Origin of the sequence: Vibrio sp. OPT46, assembly GCF_015163535.1 — a bacterium.
Lineage (GTDB): Bacteria > Pseudomonadota > Gammaproteobacteria > Enterobacterales > Vibrionaceae > Vibrio > Vibrio alginolyticus.
The window spans coordinates 85,518-106,224 of the sequence record NZ_JADDYG010000236.1; the positions used below are offsets into that span (position 1 = coordinate 85,518).

Genomic DNA, 20,707 nt, shown 5'->3' on the forward strand with positions numbered 1-20,707 from the left:
ACGTACCAACGATCAAAATCTTCAAAGTGATTCAAGCTTACCATCATGCTGCCGTAAGCCAGTTTGTCATCGGTTGACCAATCTTCTGAAAGCGAAATGTTTTGGAAAATCCTCTCAGCTTCCTTAACTTCATCAATGTCTAACCACGCACTCACTAGACGAGCGAGCGGTTGAATTTGACCTTGATAATCCGACTCTAGCGCACGTAATGTCGCCATTACTGATTCGGGAGAAGCTAAGTAACGCGTTTGAATGTCTCTCAACTGAGCATCAAGCTTCAAGCGGGTTAAATTGCGCTGCATTGCGTCTGTCATGTCATGTTGTGCGATACTCTCTAGCTCAGCGATGGCCTCATTCACGTTGAAGTCCTGCGCGAGATAAAGCGCGTAAGCAAATTTCATTTCAGGGTCATTACTAGATGTAGCCCAATCGGACATCAGCGTATCCGCGCGTACTTTGTCGCCCATTGAATGAATAACATCAGCAATATCAAGCCTTAACCATGGGGAGGTTGGCTGTAGCGCTATCAATTCCTCTACGGACGCTTTCATCGTTGCCTGATCATTTTGAGCGATTGCGATCCGCAGACGAGTCAAAATAACTTCCGACTTGATGCTCGCTATTTTTTCAGCGACCACTTTCTGCTGTTGGGCTGAGTAACTGCGCGCGAGTGCTTCCGCGCCAGACCAATCTTGCTGCTGAATACGAACATCTAAGCGACCACGCAATGCAGAGCTATTGCTGCTATCCAGTTGCAAAGCTTGTTTGAAAACCTTCTCTGCCGCGGCATAATTTTCTTGTACCAGATACAAAGAGCCTAATGATGAATAAGCATAAGGTTGGGATTTATCTACTTGAATCGCTTTTCGATAAGCGCTTTCTGCTTGCTTAAACTGGCCTTTTTCGACCAAGGCATCACCTTGATCAAGATACGCCCAATATTGAGAAGTCTCGATTAGCGCTGCCCATTTTGAGGCCGAGTCAGGATTATGATCTAAGTGCTGAGCCTGTTTAAAGTATCCGAGCGCTTTTTGTTGCTGCCCTCTACGTAGATAAACCTTACCCATAGCACCAAGCAATTCAGGATCTTGCGGACGAGTCGTCAACGCATAACGCAGCTGAGCTTCTGCTTGGTCGGTTTTATCTTCCTCGAGCAACGCTAACCCTTTGAGCTTGGCGAGATAAGTGGGGTCTTTGCGTAGTTCCTTTTCCTTTTTCCAGCGATCTTTCGCGCTTTGATTCGCTCTTTGTATCTCCATGTCAGACGGGTAGTAGCTAGCTAAGATGGCATATTGCTGAACAACTTGATCTGAAATAGGCAATTGATCCAATGCACGCAACCACGACGTTGCCGCATTTGTTCCAACCGAAGGAGCAAGCGCTAACTTTTTATAGGTATCGAGAATCCATGGATCAGCAGGATTCTCTTTGCGAATGTGGTTGGCTAACGCGAGTTGAAAAGACGGAACAGTAGGATAATTTGCATTTAAACGTTCCAGTCCCTGTTTTACCGAGCTCCAACTGCCTGGCAAATTACTTTGCAACTGTAGGAATTCCAGTTGTAACGCTGGTGATGGCATTCCATTTGGGAAAAGGGCTTTGTAAGCTTGAATCGCTTCATCGTAACGACCAGATTTTGCAAGCAACTGAGCGCGCTGATAATCCGCTCTTTTCTCTCCCTGAATAGCCATAATCGATGACAAGTTTTTCGCTTGAGTCGAATGAGGCGCCTGTCTGATTAAGCGCTCAAATACCGGTTTTGCTAATTCTGGCTGCTTACGTTTCAGATACATATTCGCTTGATAGAAAAGCCCCGTTGGATTGCTTTCTTCAATCGCGAACAGCCTCTCCAGAGTACTCTCGACAATATCATCTCGGCCAATCGCGTCCGCCAGTTTTAGCTGCTCAACCAACCACTCAACCGAGTCAACTCGTGCTAATGATGTGGAAAATTGAACCAGCTCGATAGGCTTGTAGACCTGTGCGAGCTGCGACTTTGTCAGAGGTTTTGAACTAAAGCTTTCTGCATGCACAGTGCCGACGCCACCAGTCGCCAAAGCAACCAGTGGAATCCACCATAACGCGCGTCCTGTTACTGACATCTCTCGCTCCATACAGGAAGCAATTCACCTTGCACACCAAAACGGTAACGTTCTTCATGCCAACCAAGCCCAAATAGACTTAATACGTTGTCGTAATAATGATCGTTTTTGTCCACCACAAGTTCATTTTGAGCACGACGAAACTGCGTCTCCAAGAGCGTAGATTCACCAGAAGCCGCGAGTAACGGAAGAGCCGCAGCAGAAAAACCTGCGCTTCCTGCTTGGGTATATTTACCCGTTTCAGTATTTACTTCTCTCGCTGGCGCACCAAGGGCTTTGGTTGCCGCGACAAACGGCTGCATTTTTTGTACTAATACTGCTTTTTCTGAAACTTGGTCATTTAGCATACCCGCCCAAAGATAAGTGCGGATGGCGTTGTAACTGCCCATCGGCCCTGTAACCACATCTGAGCTATAACGACCATTTCTCAATACTGCCCAGTCTGGGCTAAAGCCAGCTGGCATCGTTTTCTCTAGCATGTGAACACTTGCCTTATACATTGAGTCCCAGTTGTATTGCGGGTACAGCGACTGCATACGAGCAATCAGTTGTAACGGAACATAACTCGGATTCACACGGTACTGGCCGTCGGCATCAAAGCCCGTTGGAGCTGGCAACAATACCGTTCCAACTCCCGCTATGTTGACGGTTTCTTCACGTAAAATACGACTCGCGATCAGATGTCCAAGGGTCTGATAGTAGTAGTTATTCCATAATCTCCCCGCCTCAACAAGGGAGTAAGCTATCCACAAATCAGAATCTGACGCTGGGTTAGAATCCAAGACTCCGAACTGACCATTTTCTTTTCTTCCCCACAACCAAGCAGGAAGCCTTGCCGTCAAATCCCCACCAGCCAAATGTGATTGAGTCCATTTTAAAACCTGATCGAAGGTTTTAGGGTCATTGGCAACCAAGGCAAAGAACAATGCGTAAGATTGGCCTTCCGAGGTTGTAATCATACGCTCGTCACTGCCATCAACGACTCGGCCTTGCTCCATGTATACCGACTTAAATGTTTCCCATTGTGGCCACTCGCAGGTGTTAGCCCACAAGTAAGGAGACACGAACAACATAAGGAACGAGATGAGTTTTTTCATTATTCCTCTTCCTCAGTTTTTTCTAAACGTCTAGACGCGACTTGACGTAATACGCGCCAAAGCACAATGGTTACGATCACCACTAGCAAGGCGGCAAAGCACGCAACGATGACTGGGTGATTAGAGAAGTGATACCAAACGAGCTGCCACACAGGAAGCTTACCGACATAGTAGTGCGAACCCACGTTGTAGCTTGCTACTTCGTTATTTCTCAACGTCACCACCGAGCCAAACATGTGCTCCACTTTACCGGAGTCAGCCAACGCGCGATCAACCGACGAAAAATCTGACGGGTGAGCCGCCATAATAGAAATGACGCTGCGTTTTTTCGTAAATGGCGATTCTGCACCATAAATAGCAGCAAAAGAGCCTTCTGCCTCGACAGAAACATAATCTGCGGCGGCTTGACGAGCATCACTTGGACTCATCCAGTTCATTCCGAGCTGCTTTTCATTTTTGCTTGGTAGGCGAATTTGTCTCTGACCCTCTTTAACCACTAAGTTAACTTGGTCAGGATTATTAGCGGCTTCTTCTAGTGCATCCACAACACCAATCGTCAGGATATCTTTATTTTTTAGTTGCTCAGCATTCCATTTATCTGTCAAAAGCACCTGAATACCTGGGTACCCAGAGTCACGTCCCAATGACCCCATGACGTTTAAGAAGGTTTGCAACACTTCTTTTGGAGCACTCTCTGGAACAACAATAGCAGTTTCTGACAAATCAGCCATGCGAGTGTAAGGAAAACCGGATGTAGCAAAAGCGCGCATGTTCGGCATTTCGATGTAGTGGGGGAAACCACTAAAATCAATAGTAGAATCACCATCAATAACCGCGTATTGCTTACTTGGCTGCGTTACCTGGCACTGCCCATCGGTCACCGAAGCAAAGCCAAATTCGAACTCGATTCGGTTTTGACTACCCACCTTAAAAGCCGGAATGCGAACAAACGTATCACCACTTAGAATGCCATCATCTAACAAAGGAACACGTATACGGTTAGATTCTCCACCTTGACCTTTTGTGGTTAGGTTGAACGCCTCAATGAATTGGTCATTAATACTCAAAGTCAGACGAGAGCCGGAATGATCCGCAGCAGGCGGTGAATAACGATAGTTAAGATCCATCGGTATACCACGGCTTTGCCAAGTAAAGAGATCGGGTGGTAAACGCAAACTTACGTTGATTGGTGGAGGCGTTCGGCCTTCCACTTGCAGCATGCTTTTTTGTTCGACTAACTCAGACAATGCAACAGGACGAGCCGTACTCACCCAGTTTGGCGCATCGTACGGGACTCGTGGTTTGATTTGTTTGACTTCATTAATCTTCGCGATTGGTCCAGTAAGAAGTTGGTTTCCCAACGCCAAACCTTGCACCGCAATGTTAAGCTCCTTACTGTCACGGCCTGTCACCAGAAGAAGCTTCACGTACGGGTCTGTTGGATGAGTGATGACTTGAAGACGAGGGCCATCCGTGTCTGGAAAATCTCTCAGAAACTCAGGTTTGTTGTCATTGGTAACAAAGACAATGGCGTTGCGCTTAGGTAACGTGTCGACACTAAAAGGGAATTGAGCACCACGCCAACCCGCAAGAGCACCAAAGTAAGAGCTCAAGACACCGGCAGCCTTGACATCATCTAAATCGTATTTGCTACCCATCACGACAGGCAGATTTAACTGGCTGAAATCACGGACATCAAAAAAAGGAGCCGGTAACAAACTCAAGTCACTTTCCAGCACTGTCTTTTGAGCAAGCATCTCAATTCGACTACTTTGGCTAATCTCAGCCCAAATGCTCGAGTCATTGGGGTTAGCACAGTCTTTCTGAGTATTCCCTATTAACTCAAAGCGAATTTGGTTGTAATTACTAAAGTAACGAGTGTCCAGCGGCATAGATAAGCTCAACTTTTTGCCTTGCTGGCCATCGACGATTGACGCTACTCCCATAAGTTCGTTGTTCAAATACACTTTGACGTGAGAAACCAAAGAGAGCAACGCTGGCGAAGGTGTGATATCAAAGTGCAACGTTGCTTTAGATACCACCTCATCGAGTCGCGAACCGAAACCAATATAAGCACTGGCCTCACTACCTTGGATAGCAATTGAACCACTGTAACCTAATTGACTAAATGGGATGACGCGCTTAAACACGGTCGAATCTTCAGCATCTTGCTGTGCCAAAGGCGTTGCTTGTTGCTGACTTACTTCTTGTGCCGCGAGACTGCACGACATACACATGAGAGTGATAGCCGTTGTCAACGCTGTTAGTTTTTTATTATTTAGCATGACTTGAGGTCCTGATTGGGACATAACGAGGTCTTAGTGACCAAATAAATTCGATACAAAATAAAAGTGCATCCACACTGACCTGAACAAACTTAGGACAATGTTGCAGCAAGCGTTTGTATCCATTAAAGCCGACTTGCAGTACAGCCTGCATACTCGATAGAGGTTTATCTGATTGATAACCTTGTTGCCATTTCGCCCATGTATCTGCACGTGCAAATGTACATTGGACGTATTGGATTCGTTGTTGATGAGACAATTCGTTGAGTTGTAAACCAAATATCCCCTTATGAGCATAGGCAACCGTCATAGGGAAGACGAATTCTTGGCCACCTCGATTGAGGATCACTTCTAAGGTTTGACCGAGTAAGTAAGCACAGGTTGGTTCATCGACCCCGTCAATTTCTATGCGCACGCCCCCCAAAGAGAAATCCTTCATCTGCGCTTGTATTAAATGCCCAGAATTAAGCCTAACCGCGACAGGAATCGCCACCTCTACTCGGTGATCTTTTCGCACTTGTTTAGCTTCTACTGCAACCGCAACGGCAGCACCTAAAATCAACAGGTTGTACATCGTCCATACGAGATTCACGATAACTGTACCGATTTCATTTTGAGGCCCCCACCCCATTCGGTAAGTCCCTACAGCGAAGCCCAAAATGTTGAGTGCAACCAAAACCAAATATGGTCGAGAGATAACCCAATCGTAGTGAGACTTTTCAACCAAACCGCCTTTTGCCGTTACGTTGAATGTCCCTTTATGGGGCGCAAACAAAGCCACCGTTGTTGGCCTTGCGATATACCAAGCAAGCACGGTTTCGTATACCTCACCCCAAAACGAATAACGGTAGTCACCCTGCATACGAGAGTTGGTCATGCTGGCGTGAATCATGTGGGGTAATACGTACAAAATGATCGCCAGCGCTGGTGCATAAATCACGTAGGAATGCAGCAACAAATAAGCCAAGGGTGCGATCAGGAATACAATCCTCGGGATACCAGATAGAAAGTGCAGCATGGCATTGACGTAACAAAGCCGTTGAGAGAGCTTAAGCCCCTTTCCAGTCAATGGATTATCTACCCTAAATATCTGCGCCATCCCGCGAGCCCAACGAATGCGTTGCCCAACATGTGCAGACAATGTTTCTGTCGCCAAACCAGCAGAAATCGGCTGCTTAAGATATGCAGAACGATAGCCTAAACGGTGCATGCGCAGAGACGTGTGCGCATCTTCCGTCACGGTTTCGACTGCAATACCACCGACTTCCTCTAAAGGCTCTCGACGTAAAATAGCGCACGAGCCACAGAAGAAAGTCGCATCCCATAAGTCGTTACCATCTTGAATCAGGCCGTAAAACAAGTTGCCTTCGTTTGGCACGTTACGAAAGTTCGATAAGTTACGCTCAAAAGGATCCGGTGAGAAAAAATGGTGCGGCGTCTGAATAAGCGCCAACTTTGGATCTTTCAGGAACATCCCCATTGTGAGCTGAAAAAATGCTCGTGTAGGAATATGGTCACAGTCAAAAATCGCAACAAACTCACCGCTGGTCTGCTTCAACGCATAGTTAATGTTACCGGCTTTCGCATGTTCATTCGTTGGGCGGCGGATGTAGTTCACCCCTACACTTTTGGCGAAATCTCGGAAGCTATCACGCTTGCCGTCATCCAGAATGTGGATGTTAAGTTTGTCTTTCGGCCAATCGACACCTAACGAGGCATAAACCGTCGCTTTCACAACATCGAGATCTTCGTTGTAAGTAGGGATCATCAAGTCAATGGTTGGCCAAGTTGACTGATCCGGTGGCATCGATACTGGTTTGCGATTCAATGGCCAGATATTTTGGAAATAGCCAAGCATCAGCACAATCCAAGAATACGTCTCAGCTAGAAGTAAAACGCCCCCTAGAAACAAAGCAACAGGATCGTCCCAGTTCAGGGTAGACGAATAACGCCACCACAAGTATCGACATGAGGCCGTAACCGACAAGATGATCAAAAGCATGGTAGGAAAACGACCCGGCATGCGACGGACCATCATCGCTAATGCCCAGAGTAACAGCACAAAGACAGTCTGAGCCTGATAACCAAATGGCACCGTAAAACAAAGCAAAGCGATTAACACCACGAAAAACAACAAGGTGTAGTTCAACGCCATCGCTGACTTACTTGCTTTAATACGCTCTCGAACTTGTGGATCTTTGATGTTGTTCGCTGTCTGTTCTAACCAGCGGACGCCTTTTGCAACCAATTCAAATGGCAAGTAGAACGCATTGCGAATTTGCTCGGCTAAAGTCATCGCTAAGCTGCTGGTTTTTTTGGACCATGCTGTATTTACGTTTTGCCTGAAGCAAAGCAACCACACGCTTTGGATAATAAAACGTACAGGATCAAACCATCTTGGCGCAGCAAAATTAACGTTTGGATAGTAAACCAAAGGCAGTTTCCATGAGGGAACACCCGAAATAACCGGCTTTAAAAATACAAAACTCAATGAAAACCAAAAAGACAAAGCACACTCACCAACCCAGTTTGTTTTACAATTCCAGGCTTGCTCGTAAGCGTTCTTCTGCAGTCTGAATTGATCCACTACCCAACGTTGGAAAATCAGATTAAGACTTCGCATAAATTAGCTTTGGTCCTGAGCGCTTGATAACGCTGATACACACCAAAAAGCAAAAGACTGAAAATCTTTTGCGGCTTGGCTCGATGGCGAATAGTGTTGAACGGTCGTCAGGTTTGCCACACATTCAAGCAATGCCGTATCTCGATGAATCGAAACAGGAATCAAGGATTCGCTAAGTTCCTTTTTCAGCACCAACATGAAATCACGACCAATTTCGGTTTCTGGCTGATATTTATTCACCAAAAAACGTAATTTGTCAGAGCGAAGCAATCTCGATAGCTCTTCATGTTGTAGCCAAGATTGAAGAGTGAGATAACTCAAGGCGTCTGCCGTTACCACCACCACAATCATATCCATTGAGTCGACAAAAGATCGCACTTCAGGATCAGTAAGCTCTGCTAAGTCGGCGTGAAAAAGCAGCCACTGTTCACCACGGTTTTCGCTCACTTGCAACGTCGTTTCACCTAACATTGATAGATAGTGAGAACGCTCATTAAAAAACGCTTTTAACTGCTCAGAATTCAGATGGCCAAACGGTAAAAAAAGTGCACCTTGTGGGCTTTCATAACCAGCCTGGGTCCAAGGCTTATCTAAAAGAAGTTGTTTCGCCCAGCCTCCTTGCTCTTCCCTCGGCAAGCCAAGATGAGCTTGCAGTAAACTATTAGGCACCACCTCAATGGCCAGTACCTGTTTATTTATCTTAACTAACGCTTGTGCCAAATTCGCAGCGACGGTCGTTGAGCCACAACCGCCTTTTAAACTAACAAATAGAAGGCGCTTCATATCGCTTCCGTTTCTGAATTTTTCTGCGTATTACGTACCAAAGATAGAACATTACGAGCACCGTTGGCTTTGAAGACTTGCCACTTATTTTTAACTTGTACGTAAGACTCGTTTTCTGTTGTTTCAATATACGTGTATTGAGTTAAGTTATAAGAAGAGTAGATCGAATTAATATCTTTTGCAGACTCAGTCATAGAATTTTTCACAATGTAACGGAGCTTAAACTGAGATAACAGCAATCCCGCCACTATCATTTTCAGTATAAATTCCATTGTTAAAAAATTGACGCATCGACCTATGCGTCTCATATTTATAGAACGATGATGAATGTGAATAAGTTTATTTATAGCCCATATAAATAACAAAGGCCTAAATAATATTTAACTTCAGAAAAAAGGATTACAATAATGAATTGTTACCATCCATTTAATACATATAAGAAATTTAAATATTTTAAATGAGAATCATAGACTTAGAGACTATTGATTTTAAACTCATAAACATCATGTGAAGCACATGCTATAACTATTTTAATTTCTGATCAATTTCGTTTAATATCTTAGCGTCATTTTCTTGTCACTAAGAAAATCAAAATTGTAACGATTAGCATACAACGGATTGTGAGCTTCGCAAAACACATTAAGTTATTGATTTAAGGCTCTTTATGTCATCACTCTCTGAATCATCTGCTATTAAAAACGAACGAGAGATAAACTCTGTTTATGTAAACTTATTTACTCATAAACAGATGCTTATTGATTATTTGTTCAGTACACTACCGGAAAATGACAACACTTCACTTACAAGCTTTACAGACAAAGAAACTTTTTTGTCCACATTGAATGATGAAGCCTTAATGAAATTCAATGACTTATCTAAAACCTACTTTGAACAGTGTTTTTTTCTTAGTCATAAATTCACAAAAAAAACGCCCAAAGCTATAAATCTTGCTAAAGACATTCACCAAACGAACATAAAGAAGTTTTCTACATGTCTATTAGTTGTTCCAGACTCGCTACTATCATCAACTAATGATGATTTTATAAGTGTCTTTCTACAAAGCTTAAATGAGCTGGCAAATAATAAAAAAATCACTATTAGTGTTTGTATATATGGGCATCTGACGACTTCACTATTAAAGCCCATTCTTATTTCTCACAATAGACACATTGCAGGTTTGGCGACCATGACATCATTAGATGACGCTCGCTACTGCTATCTTGTGGATTTTTGGTCCAATAAACACGGTGTAATTACCCAACACGAATACATTCTCACTAAAACTAAAGATAAAACACTAAAAGCAACGTCTTACGAAACGCATCCATCTCATGTCATGCCAGAAGACAAATCGGATAGTGATAGAATCTATGTCAGCAGAAGAGCTTTCAGAGAAAGCGTGAAAGCCCCAAAAGGGATGCGTGTGGCAGAGAGCAATCAAGGACTCATAGCGATGCTAGACAACCCTCGCTCTTCAACGATTATTTTCAGCTGCGATAACCAAAGCGAAGTTCAACAGATCGCGTTAGATTGCTACCGTTTAAGGTCCGCATATGGCCGTCGACTAAAGATTATTGTCAGGGAGACCCAACAATGTCTGAGATATGCAGATGAAAAGTTCTTGCTTCGCGCGGGGGCAAACTTCATTTCTCACGCGCAAATCCCCCACATGCGCTTTATGACTCAGGTTGAAGCAATTCAAGGCCAAATGCTTACACGCCCAATTCCTGAAAGTTTAGAGGCGCTCTTAAAATATGACTTTGAGTTTGGTAGCAAAGGCTACTTACAAAACCAGGACTTTAGCCAATACTGTATTGACGTCATTTCCCACTCAACACACTCAAATGTGAACTTTGCGCTTATCAAGCTGAACTTATTACCAGGTATGACGGCAGAGGAATGTTTACGTCTTTGCCATATTCGAAGAGATGGCGACGTTGTGACAGCCTGCAACAAAGCTCTATATGTCTTGTTCAGTGCTATTCGACATAGCGATATTGATATTGCACTCAACAATATATTTGAGTTCCCAGTGAGAGACTTATTTCATTCAACTCACACGTTTGATACTCAATTAGATATCGAAACAGAGTTAAAATTCATCGTTCAAGATGAAGCCGTCATATCCGACGACGTTTCAGCTCTGGCGACAGAGAGGAAAATATTCCATACCGCCACTAACTCCATTACTGATGTTCCTCCTTTGTTTGCTGTGAAAAAAACCATCGAGCTCAAGGAGCGTTCATGAATATTAACGATTTTTTACTGACCGTGATTATCAGCTCAGGTATTGGCCTACTCCTAGGATACTTTATCCGTGACCTAGTAAACGCTACCCGACGCTTTTACCACAAGCACTTAAAACGCTCGCGCTATTTTGAGCTAGATACATCAGCCACTAACACTAAGAAGCTTAAGTAATGATATCGCATTCTCATGACTCTACCCCCTCCACTATAGGATTGGGCTGGTGGAATATTTACTTTATCGCAAAAACAGCGCTCTATTTTCAAGGAATCATCGATTTCCATCCAATGGAAAACTTTGCGCTGTTGATCTTCATCCTGCTTCCTATCTCGATGAAAAGCCTAAATGCGGTACGTCATATCGTTGTATTTGTCGCCGCAGCGTGGCTCTTGCATTATGATTCTTATCTCCCTCCTCTAGACCGTCTTTGGGCTCAAGCGGGACAGTTAATGCAGTTTGAATTGAGTTATCTGGTCGAGCTTTTGGGACGATTTTTATCATTCCAAGCAATACTCGGATTGCTCGCTTTGTGTGGTGCGTACTTTATTTTGAGCAAGTTTGTTAGGGTTTCAGTCTTTGTGGTTATTGCGATGGTCTATATAAGTATGCCAATGACGACTGAACCTCAGACAACAGTGGCTGCAGAAGTAACTCAACAACAGCCGACAAACGAGGTTACTGCTGGCAAACAACCTCAAATAACGGAAATTAATGATGCCAGTCTCAACACGTTAACTGCAGATTTCTTTGCTAAAGAAGCTTCCCGACGTGTGGCATTCGATACAAACAGCGCAATGGATGCTCCTTTTGATTTGCTGTTCTTGAGTATTTGTTCGGTCGCGTGGGATGACATCGAAATTGCAGGACTGGCTGATCATCCGCTGTTCAAAGAGTTTGACATCATGTTCGACAATTTTAGCTCCGCTACGTCATACAGTGGGCCTGCTGTCATTCGTCTGTTACGAGCCAATTGTGGTCAACAGGAACACAGTCAACTGTTCCAGCCAGCAACATCAAAGCAGTGCTACTTGTTCGAAAGTTTGAAAGAGCTAGGCTTCACAGAAAATTTACTGATGAACCACAATGGTGTCTTTGATAGCTTCCTTGAATTGATCAAAAAAGACGGCGACTTACAAGCGGCTCTTATGTCTCAAGAAGACTTAACTCCTTACCAAAAATCTTTTGATGGCTCTTCGATCTTCCGCGATAAGCAAGTATTGGATAATTGGTGGCAGCAAAGACTTAACAGTAGTGACGACAAAGTCGTGGCACTCTACAACTCAATTTCACTACATGATGGCAACAGGATCATCAATGCGAATTCAAGCACATCTATTGCTAGCTACAAAATGCGCCTTGAGAATTTGCTTGATGATCTCCACGCGTTCTTTAAAACCTTAGAGTCCTCAAAACGCAACATCGTTGTCGCTTTGGTACCAGAACATGGTGGTGGAATGCGAGGAGACCGCATGCAAATTTCGGGTATGCGAGAAATTCCTGCACCGACAATCATTCATACACCGGTAGGAATTAAAATCTTCGGAGAAGGAATTCAGCGTCAGGGCGACACCGAACACGTAAGCGAGCCATCTAGCTATCTGGCATTGTCGCAGCTCGTTTCGAATATCCTGGATAAAAACATTTATCAAAGTAAGACGTTTAGCCCTTCAATATTGACAGAGAACCTACCAGAAACACGAGTTGTCGCGCAGAACTCAGGCTCTACTGTGATTGAAGTACAAGGGAAGTATTATGTTTCTCTTGATGGTTCAAGTTGGATTGAATACCCCGCAAAATAGCGAGAGTAAAACCATGCCATGACAAAGGCCGGTGTTTCCGGCCTTTGTCATATAAAAAACCAATAACCTCTCAAAGGTCTCAGAACTTCAATTGTCTATTGTCTATAAATAGGTAAAAATGGATCGAACATTATGCACTTAAGGGAATAACTCATGCCAATTGATTCACTGATCACCATCGGTATTTTCGTCGTTCTTGCTGTCGTTATCTTATCTTCAGCCATTAAAACGGTTCCGCAAGGAAACAACTGGACAGTTGAACGCTTCGGACGCTACACCCACACATTAAAGCCGGGTTTAAACTTGATCATTCCATTCGTTGATAAAGTTGGTCAAAAAGTAAATATGATGGAGCGCGTTCTCGATATTCCTGCGCAAGAGGTCATTTCAAAAGATAACGCTAACGTGGTTATTGACGCTGTCGGATTTGTTCAAGTGATCGATGCTGCCAAAGCGGCTTATGAAGTCAACGATTTAGAACACGCTATTAGAAACTTGACCCTTACCAACATTCGTACCGTTTTAGGTTCAATGGAACTGGACGAAATGCTGAGCCAACGCGACATGATCAACTCTAAGCTGTTGGCGATTGTTGACCAAGCAACAAACCCTTGGGGCGTAAAAGTCACACGAATTGAGATTAAAGATGTCCAGCCACCAGCCGATCTGACCGCTGCAATGAATGCGCAAATGAAAGCCGAGCGTAATAAGCGTGCGGAAATTCTTGAAGCAGAAGGGGTTCGCCAAGCTGAGATATTAAAGGCCGAAGGTCATAAACAATCAGAGATATTAAAAGCTGAAGGCGAAAAGCAGTCTGCTATTCTCCATGCAGAAGCACGTGAGCGTGCCGCGCAAGCAGAAGCAAAAGCGACTTACATGGTTTCCGAAGCCATTGCAAAAGGTGACATGCAAGCCGTCAATTACTTCATTGCACAGGGTTATACCGAAGCGATCAAAAGCATTGGTCAAGCCGAAAATGGTAAAATCATTATGCTTCCATTAGAAGCAACCGGACTAATGGGCTCGGTTGCAGGGATAGCAGAAATGTTTAAACAGCAAGATAAAGAATAATTTATGGACTTTTTTAGTTTGTTGGAAGGTATCTCTTTCTGGCATTGGCTAGCGTTTGGCTTTGCTCTTTTAGCAGTTGAGCTACTTGGTACCGCAGGGTATTTTCTCTGGCTCGGGATGTCTGCACTTATCGTTGGAGCCATCATGACCGTTTTGCCAATGAGCTGGCAATTGCAATGGCTTTGCTTTGCAAGCTTCAGCTTAATCACCACCTGGCTTTGGTGGCGACGACAATGGTCTAAAGACAAGCAAGAAGACCAAGAAAGAGATCTGAACCAAAAGTACAAGCAGTTAATTGGGCGTACTCTTATCCTTGAAGAAGACTTTTCCGTCGGGCTCAATCGCATCAAGGTAGCCGATACCACATGGTCCGCACAATCGGATCAAGCACTTCCAGCCGGTACCCGCGTAAGAATCACCGATGTTGAAGGTATTATTTTAATCATTGAGCCTGATTCAAATTAATTTATGCCAAAGTAATGGGGCAAATCATGCTCCATTACTTTAATCTAAACAACTGCTTTCATTTCATTACCTTAATTAAAATCGAGAAAAAAATAAGTATTAGTAATATTATTAATACCCTACCTACCATTTCCTATTATTTAATTATTCAACACACGACAATCAATAAGATAGAAATATATCTAGGTAAATTATCGATCTAAATTTATTTTAAAAAATAAAACTTTATTGAATTATTTTTTGATCTTTTTATCCTCGGATACATACTTAACGCATAAGCATTTAAGTTGAGTGCTTTTTATTTGGTAAGTAAGAGGATGTACTATGAATAAGCTTCTCTTTTTAATGATGTGCGGTATTTTTTCTTTTTCTTCCTTTGCCTACAACAACGGAAACGGCGGTACAACTAATTTGGGACCTATAGTCGAATGTAAGATGCCAAGTGGCGACGTTACGAATATTCCAAGTGAAATGTGTCGATTTAGAGGTGGGGAATGGGAATAGTAAAGAAGTAAGAGCTTAGTTTGATATAATAGCCCTATTCAACCTTGCCTTTCTGCGTAGTCACGGTTTATACAAGCACGTAGATATTTAAAGTTTATATTAAGGTGATTATTATGAGATTTTTATCTGGTCTATTAGTAATATCTTTTGCCATAATTCCGTTAACCACTCATGCTAATGGTGCATCCGGTGGTCGTACGTTAGGCCCAGAGATAAAGTGTGAGTTGCCAAACGGTAATGTACATATGTTGCCACCGTTATATTGCAAAATATACGACGGCCGAGAAGTGAAATAGAAAAGGAGCCTAGCGGCTCCTTTTATTATTTCACTAAGTATTAGTGGAAGCTGTAAGGGATAAGAACTTGTAGACGTAAGTCTGTTTCATCCGCATCGCCAGCACCTGCGTACTCATCACGTTCTAGGATTGTACCGTGTAAACGAATGGTAGAACCTTTAAGCGCGCCACTTTGTAGTGAGTAAGATACTGTTGCGTTAACTGCGTATTCGCTTTCGTAATCCCAGTCACCTGATGCTCCGCTTGCTGCAGAGTCAGCGCCAGTACCGTAACCAAAGCCTAGGTAGTAGTTCCAGCCGTTACCTTGGTTGTAAGATAGACGGTTGTACCATGCTAGCTCACCCGCTTTGTTCCAGTCAGATAGCGCGTCCCACCACTGAGACCAAGTACCATTGTTCATACCATATGTATGAATAGTACGAGGAACGAAGTCCGCACGGTTATCTGTGTCTGTGTAGCGCAACTCAGACATCCAAGCTAGCTTGCCGAAAGATTGATTCAAAGATAGACCAGTGTGGAAACCTAGACCATCGTATTTCACATCATCGTCAACACCGTAGAAATCAAATGCTAGAGTTGTACGGTCACTAACAGTGTACTTCAAGTAAGCCTTGTAAGAAGTGTTGTCAGTTTCGTTGTGGTAGCTAGTTACTTGACCTGCACCCCAGTCAACACCATTTGCATATTGAACGCCAGTAGCTTGACCCAAACCAAGTTGCATAAACAAGCTGTCAGTTAGGTTACCGTTTAGGCCTAGAGAGTGTAGGTAGCTCCATGAAGTGTCAGACCAAAGCGCTGGTGCGTAATCATCTTCGTGAAGCAGCCAAGGTGCTGTAAATTGGTCTGCGCCAAAGTAGCTTAGGTTGAAATCACCAAGTTTAGCGTTCAGTTCGAAACCACGGTAAGTACCAGGTACAAAGCTCCAAACGTTACCGATTGTACCGTTACCACCAGCCTGTAACATACCAAAACGAGCATTAAAGTTTTCGTTTGCTTTGAATTTCAGCGCTGCTTTGTAAACTTTAAGCTGCTGACCATCACCTGCACCCCAGTCTAGGTTGTTACAAGTTGAGATTTCGTTACATAGGTAGCCTTCGTTTGAATTGTAAAGACTATCGTTGTAAAGATCGCCAGAGTAGTAAGCCGCAACATCTGCGCCCACCCAACCATCGTGGTAGCCAGAAGTGAAGTCTAAAATTGCGTTGTAAGAAGAGTAGTTTAGACGACTCCAACGGTCACCATTTTCACCGCCGGGCTTACCTGTTGTACGAGTTCGTGAACGAGTATCAACTATGAATAATGCATTCAGACTTGAGTCTTGCATAAATTCGTTCACTTTCTCTACGTACTCGCCACCTGCTGCACTTTCAGTAGACGCTGTAGCTGGAGCGACAGCAACAACACCAAACATTGCTGCGGTTAACGCTGAAACCTTAAAAAATTTGTCCATGGAAAAACTCCTAAAAATGGATATAGCTGTATTTTTCTATCTCACCTTTAGTTGGCCGCCGAAGGAGAGAAGTAAATTCCTGATCAAACCTCATTATTTCTAATTTGGCTTTTTTTAGTTCCTGCATACACACCGTGTATCCACGTGATTAAGACTAACTTCGCAGCTAAAAACATCCAAATGGAACTTATTTTTTTTCTAAAAAAATATGAGCCACTCCAAAGTTCCATATAACTTATTGATCCAGATCTTATTTTTAACAACATCAACACAACACAACAAATTGTTATTTAAAATCAAACACTTAAATTGAACTTGAAAGTATCAACTTGAAGTCACTCGCAGACTAAAAAAGCCAAAAAAACCAATAACCCAAGGTTCGATCTTGATCACTGAAAAGAACAAAGGCATCAATTACTCAATAAAAAAACACTTAATTATGAACAAGAAAAAGCCCCGCATGCTTAGCATACGGGGCTTTTAGTTATTTTTTAGCTTTTTTGAGAAGACTTAATTCATCAGTTCGAGTAAGTCTTGTTCTGTTTTAATTTCGATACCCAGTTCTTGTGCCTTTGCGAGCTTCGAACCTGCATTTTCACCAGCAAACAAAATATCGGTTTTCTTAGAAACACTACCCGTCACTTTAGCCCCCAGTGCTTGGAGGGCTTCTTTGGCTTCTGTACGCCCCAGTTGAGAAAGTGTTCCCGTTAATACTACTGTTTTACCTTCTAATGGTAATTCCCCCACCTGCTCAGTAGTATTAATCTCTGGCCAATGAATTCCTTGTTCAAGCAAATCTTTAACCACCGCTTGGTTCTGTTCTTCACTAAAGAAAGTCGTAATATGTTGAGCAACCACAGCACCGATGTCTTGCACTTCAATCAACTGCTCTTCGGTAGCATTTTGGATCGCTCCCAACGTTTTAAAGTGCATTGCTAAGTTTGCTGCGGTTGCCTCGCCAACTTCACGGATCCCCAGTGAATACAAAAACCGAGGTAAAGTTGTTTCTTTGGATTTTTCTAACGCATTCACAATATTCTGCGCAGACTTTGGCCCCATGCGATCTAGTACGGTTAAAATCCCCGCTGATAACTTAAATAAGTCAGCAGGAGTTTTCACCATCTCACGATCAACAAGCTGCTCGATCACTTTATCGCCTAAACCGTCAACGTCTAACGCTTTACGAGAAACAAAGTGTTTTAGCGCTTGTTTGCGTTGGGCTTGGCAAACTAAGCCCCCCATACAACGTGTTACCGCTTCTCCTTCGATCCGCTCAACATGCGAACCACAAACAGGACACTGAGTTGGGAAAACAATATCTCGAGCTGTTTCTGGTCGACGCTCTTTGATGACAGATACGACTTGCGGAATAACATCGCCAGCACGGCGGATCACAACGTGATCACCAATCTTGACCTGCAGACGTTCTATCTCATCTGCGTTATGAAGCGTCGCATTACTTACCGTTACCCCGCCAACAAATACAGGCTCTAGCTTAGCAACAGGTGTAATCGCACCAGTGCGACCGACTTGGAACTCCACTTCATTCAGTGTCGTCATTTCTTCCTGAGCTGGAAATTTGTAGGCAATCGCCCAACGTGGAGCGCGAGCAACAAACCCCAGACGCTCTTGCACGGCAATATCGTCAATTTTAATAACGACACCATCGATCTCATAAGGGAGGGCATCACGACGCTGCAATATATCTTGGTAGTAAGCTTTTACATCCGCCAAGCTTTCAACTCGCTTAGTTTCCGGACACATTGGCAGTCCCCAAGATTTGATTTGCAAAAAGCGTTCGTAATGACTTGCTGCCAATTCTGCGCCTTGCACCACGCCTACACTGTATGCATAGAAGCTAAGCGGACGAGAAGCCGTAATACGTGAATCCAATTGTCGTAAGCTACCTGCCGCAGCGTTACGTGGATTAACAAAGATTTTCTCGCCTTTCTTCCTTGCTAATTCATTGAGCTTTTCAAACCCAACTTTCGGCATAAAGACTTCACCACGAACTTCAAGACGATTTGGCCAGTCATTACCTCTGAGTTTTAAAGGAATGGCTTTAATCGTACGCACATTCTCTGTGATGTTTTCACCCGTAGTACCATCGCCTCGAGTGGCCGCTTGAACTAACACGCCATTCTCATATAACAAACTTACGGCGAGTCCATCCAATTTAGGCTCACAACAGTATTCTTTCACACTCTGGCTGCCCACGCGCTCTTGTGCGCGCTTGTGGAAACTATCAAGTTCACTATCATCAAACGCGTTATCAAGCGAAAGCATCGGTACTTCATGTGTCACTTGGCTAAACGCAGAGAGAGGTTGTCCACCGACACGTTGGCTTGGCGAGTCTACGGTTATTAAGTCAGGGTTCTCAGCTTCAATATCCAGTAACTCTCGCATTAAACGGTCGTACTCGGCATCAGGGATCTCTGGGTTATCTTCCACGTAGTAACGCACAGCGTGGTAATGCAACGACTCTTTTAGTTCTTCTAGTCGCTGAAGTACTGATTCAGACATAGTAAAGCCCCGTGTATTTTCAATCGGTGAGGTTGGGAAATCCAAGAAAAAGGGCTCCATCCGGAGCCCTATTATTATTTGCTGTTAAGATTATGCGTTAGCGGCATTAAACTCAACTATTTGACGTCGATAAGATGCTAAACGATCTGGCGTCATTAAGTTGCGCTGGTCATCAAGTACGTTACCACCTAAGTCATCAGCAATTTGCTGCGCAGTTCGGAGCATTAAGTTGAAGTTCTGTTCAGCCTCGCCATAACAAGGCAATGTCATGAAGAATGAAATACCCTTCGTTGTAAACTCAGCAGGATCAGCATGCTCAAACGTACCAGGGTGCATCATATTAGCGACGCTAAACAGCACTTTGCCGTTACCGGACAAGTCAACATGACGATGGAAAATATCCATCTCGCCATAAATTAGACCGTTTTGTTGCATACTTTCAAATAAAGCAGTACCAACAAATGGCTCTTCACCAGCACAGTGCACATTCAATACAATCACTTGCATTTCAGGTGCTGGCTTTGGCTCTTCCTTAGGCTCTGCAACGACAGGCTCACTAACCGTTTCGACTTGCTGTTCTTTCTCCGTAATATCAAACGCGGCGGGAATAGCGTCTTCTTCCACAGCGGGCTGGAATGGCTCTTCAGCTACTGTTGCTTGAACAACAGGCTCAACGTCCTCTTCTTTATCTTTTTCTGCAACAAATGAAGGGATGTCATCCGGCTCCTGCTGCGTCTGTTTGACTTCAGATGGGCCACCGAATAACGGGTCAGATTCAAACTTGTTGTCGAAAGAATTCGCCATCCCAAAATCTGGCTCTTTGCGATCTTTGCGAATGATCTCAAAGTCATCTTCAGGAGCGGGAGCGAAGTCTCGTTCTTTCTCAACAAGATCATTTTTGTCTTCTTGGTCAACATCCAGCTTACCAAGTGGCTTGTTACCAAACTTTGCTTTGCCTTCTTTTTTACTGCTCCATAAACCATGAAACAGTAATGCCGCGATGGCTAATGCGCCAACAACAATGAGTACGAATCGCAATTCCTGCATTATTTACTCTCAATATACTTGTTTTTACTACTCGCAGTTCCTTGAGCAGCAACCCAAGTGCAATAAATCTGAATGATACGTTTACTTTACCAAAACTATATGTAGATTTAGAACAACTTAATGCAAGAAGTTCCGTTTTTTGTTGTGATTCTTGCCACGATTCCACTTAACAAGACGTCATTTGTCAGGGCATTGAAAGAAAAGTCCTCACAGGTACAATGAGTTTTCATTTACACGAAGCCAAAATAGACATGAAGCAAAACAATCAGCAGAGAACCGGGTTCGGTTATTTTCTATACGGGATACAATTGGCACTTGCCCCTAAAATCAGGCGCTTTGTCATCTTACCTCTACTTGCAAATATCTTGCTTGTAGGTGGTGCCATCTTCTATCTATTTTCAAACCTTAATATATG

The 20,707-nt window shown here is 43.6% G+C and carries 16 protein-coding genes and 1 pseudogene; 8 read left to right on the top strand and 9 right to left on the bottom strand.

The features are described 5' to 3' along the window. The 6 genes from IQR33_RS32725 to IQR33_RS09920 all read right to left on the bottom strand — a co-directional run. Positions 1 to 2,102: tetratricopeptide repeat protein (locus IQR33_RS32725; protein WP_228013831.1), on the bottom strand; the 2,102-nt coding region annotated here is incomplete at its 3' end. Then, a complete protein-coding gene (bcsZ, locus tag IQR33_RS09900; protein ID WP_005382071.1) occupies positions 2,093 to 3,199 on the bottom strand; it encodes a cellulose synthase complex periplasmic endoglucanase BcsZ in 1,107 nt (368 codons plus the stop codon). The genes bcsZ and IQR33_RS32725, both read right to left, overlap by 10 nt. Then, entirely contained in the window at positions 3,199 to 5,484 is a 2,286-nt protein-coding gene (gene bcsB, locus IQR33_RS09905; RefSeq protein ID WP_193837650.1) for a cellulose biosynthesis cyclic di-GMP-binding regulatory protein BcsB, read from the bottom strand. Before bcsB ends, bcsZ begins: the two co-directional genes overlap by 1 nt. Beyond that, positions 5,474 to 8,107 carry a UDP-forming cellulose synthase catalytic subunit gene (gene bcsA / locus IQR33_RS09910; protein WP_193837649.1) on the bottom strand — a complete coding sequence of 878 codons (2,634 nt, stop codon included), beginning with the start codon at positions 8,105 to 8,107 and terminating at the stop codon, positions 5,474 to 5,476. Before bcsA ends, bcsB begins: the two co-directional genes overlap by 11 nt. Positions 8,108 to 8,110: 3 nt before the next feature. After that, positions 8,111 to 8,890 carry a cellulose biosynthesis protein BcsQ gene (gene bcsQ, locus IQR33_RS09915; protein ID WP_025767000.1) on the bottom strand — a complete coding sequence of 260 codons (780 nt, stop codon included), beginning with the start codon at positions 8,888 to 8,890 and terminating at the stop codon, positions 8,111 to 8,113. Further along, positions 8,887 to 9,084 (bottom strand): hypothetical protein, encoded by a 198-nt coding sequence (locus IQR33_RS09920; RefSeq protein ID WP_021034149.1) that lies wholly within the window; start codon positions 9,082 to 9,084, stop codon positions 8,887 to 8,889. Before IQR33_RS09920 ends, bcsQ begins: the two co-directional genes overlap by 4 nt. Positions 9,085 to 9,554: 470 nt before the next feature. Between IQR33_RS09920 and bcsE the strand changes: the two genes are divergently transcribed. The 7 genes from bcsE (at position 9,555) to IQR33_RS09955 (ending at position 15,272) form a co-directional block, all read left to right on the top strand. Continuing rightward, complete coding sequence (bcsE, locus tag IQR33_RS09925) at positions 9,555 to 11,138, top strand: cellulose biosynthesis protein BcsE (RefSeq protein ID WP_193843676.1); 1,584 nt, start codon at positions 9,555 to 9,557, stop codon at positions 11,136 to 11,138. Beyond that, positions 11,135 to 11,311 (top strand): hypothetical protein, encoded by a 177-nt coding sequence (locus IQR33_RS09930; RefSeq protein WP_017819966.1) that lies wholly within the window; start codon positions 11,135 to 11,137, stop codon positions 11,309 to 11,311. Before bcsE ends, IQR33_RS09930 begins: the two co-directional genes overlap by 4 nt. After that, complete coding sequence (bcsG, locus tag IQR33_RS09935; protein WP_193837647.1) at positions 11,311 to 12,936, top strand: cellulose biosynthesis protein BcsG; 1,626 nt, start codon at positions 11,311 to 11,313, stop codon at positions 12,934 to 12,936. Before IQR33_RS09930 ends, bcsG begins: the two co-directional genes overlap by 1 nt. A 153-nt stretch (positions 12,937 to 13,089) precedes the next feature. Beyond that, entirely contained in the window at positions 13,090 to 14,007 is a 918-nt protein-coding gene (locus IQR33_RS09940; RefSeq protein ID WP_005382060.1) for an SPFH domain-containing protein, read from the top strand. 3 nt (positions 14,008 to 14,010) lie between these two features. Next, positions 14,011 to 14,472, top strand: coding sequence for an NfeD family protein (locus tag IQR33_RS09945; RefSeq protein WP_005382058.1), 462 nt, complete (start codon positions 14,011 to 14,013; stop codon positions 14,470 to 14,472). 324 nt (positions 14,473 to 14,796) lie between these two features. Then, positions 14,797 to 14,976 carry a hypothetical protein gene (locus IQR33_RS09950; RefSeq protein WP_086046573.1) on the top strand — a complete coding sequence of 60 codons (180 nt, stop codon included), beginning with the start codon at positions 14,797 to 14,799 and terminating at the stop codon, positions 14,974 to 14,976. Positions 14,977 to 15,089: 113 nt separating this feature from the next. Next, complete coding sequence (locus tag IQR33_RS09955; RefSeq protein WP_021707681.1) at positions 15,090 to 15,272, top strand: hypothetical protein; 183 nt, start codon at positions 15,090 to 15,092, stop codon at positions 15,270 to 15,272. Between the two features lie 40 nt (positions 15,273 to 15,312). Here IQR33_RS09955 and IQR33_RS09960 read toward each other — a convergent pair whose 3' ends face one another. The 3 genes from IQR33_RS09960 to zipA all read right to left on the bottom strand — a co-directional run bounded on the left by IQR33_RS09960 (position 15,313) and on the right by zipA (position 20,292). Continuing rightward, positions 15,313 to 16,722, bottom strand: a complete 1,410-nt coding sequence (locus tag IQR33_RS09960) for a hypothetical protein (RefSeq protein ID WP_005382055.1) — start codon at positions 16,720 to 16,722, stop codon at positions 15,313 to 15,315. A gap of 510 nt (positions 16,723 to 17,232) precedes the next feature. Then, complete coding sequence (gene ligA, locus IQR33_RS09965; RefSeq protein ID WP_017634827.1) at positions 17,233 to 19,245, bottom strand: NAD-dependent DNA ligase LigA; 2,013 nt, start codon at positions 19,243 to 19,245, stop codon at positions 17,233 to 17,235. A 90-nt stretch (positions 19,246 to 19,335) separates the two neighbouring features. Then, positions 19,336 to 20,292 carry a cell division protein ZipA gene (gene zipA / locus IQR33_RS09970; protein ID WP_017634828.1) on the bottom strand — a complete coding sequence of 319 codons (957 nt, stop codon included), beginning with the start codon at positions 20,290 to 20,292 and terminating at the stop codon, positions 19,336 to 19,338. A 218-nt stretch (positions 20,293 to 20,510) separates the two neighbouring features. On the opposite strand from zipA, the pseudogene IQR33_RS32730 reads away from it, so the two are divergent. Next, positions 20,511 to 20,707: pseudogene (locus IQR33_RS32730) on the top strand (sulfate transporter CysZ); the annotation flags it as partial.

What these genes read in the sequence shown, in the direction of transcription:
- IQR33_RS09920 (WP_021034149.1), bottom strand. Translation starts at nt 9,084, where the DNA reads ATGACTGAGTCTGCAAAAGATATTAATTCGATCTACTCTTCTTATAAC.
- bcsE (WP_193843676.1), top strand. Translation starts at nt 9,555, where the DNA reads ATGTCATCACTCTCTGAATCATCTGCTATTAAAAACGAACGAGAGATA.
- IQR33_RS09955 (WP_021707681.1), top strand. Translation starts at nt 15,090, where the DNA reads ATGAGATTTTTATCTGGTCTATTAGTAATATCTTTTGCCATAATTCCG.
- IQR33_RS09960 (WP_005382055.1), bottom strand. Translation starts at nt 16,722, where the DNA reads ATGGACAAATTTTTTAAGGTTTCAGCGTTAACCGCAGCAATGTTTGGT.
- IQR33_RS09945 (WP_005382058.1), top strand. Translation starts at nt 14,011, where the DNA reads ATGGACTTTTTTAGTTTGTTGGAAGGTATCTCTTTCTGGCATTGGCTA.
- ligA (WP_017634827.1), bottom strand. Translation starts at nt 19,245, where the DNA reads ATGTCTGAATCAGTACTTCAGCGACTAGAAGAACTAAAAGAGTCGTTG.
- IQR33_RS09930 (WP_017819966.1), top strand. Translation starts at nt 11,135, where the DNA reads ATGAATATTAACGATTTTTTACTGACCGTGATTATCAGCTCAGGTATT.
- zipA (WP_017634828.1), bottom strand. Translation starts at nt 20,292, where the DNA reads ATGCAGGAATTGCGATTCGTACTCATTGTTGTTGGCGCATTAGCCATC.
- bcsQ (WP_025767000.1), bottom strand. Translation starts at nt 8,890, where the DNA reads ATGAAGCGCCTTCTATTTGTTAGTTTAAAAGGCGGTTGTGGCTCAACG.
- bcsB (WP_193837650.1), bottom strand. Translation starts at nt 5,484, where the DNA reads ATGCTAAATAATAAAAAACTAACAGCGTTGACAACGGCTATCACTCTC.
- bcsG (WP_193837647.1), top strand. Translation starts at nt 11,311, where the DNA reads ATGATATCGCATTCTCATGACTCTACCCCCTCCACTATAGGATTGGGC.
- IQR33_RS09940 (WP_005382060.1), top strand. Translation starts at nt 13,090, where the DNA reads ATGCCAATTGATTCACTGATCACCATCGGTATTTTCGTCGTTCTTGCT.
- bcsZ (WP_005382071.1), bottom strand. Translation starts at nt 3,199, where the DNA reads ATGAAAAAACTCATCTCGTTCCTTATGTTGTTCGTGTCTCCTTACTTG.
- IQR33_RS09950 (WP_086046573.1), top strand. Translation starts at nt 14,797, where the DNA reads ATGAATAAGCTTCTCTTTTTAATGATGTGCGGTATTTTTTCTTTTTCT.
- bcsA (WP_193837649.1), bottom strand. Translation starts at nt 8,107, where the DNA reads ATGCGAAGTCTTAATCTGATTTTCCAACGTTGGGTAGTGGATCAATTC.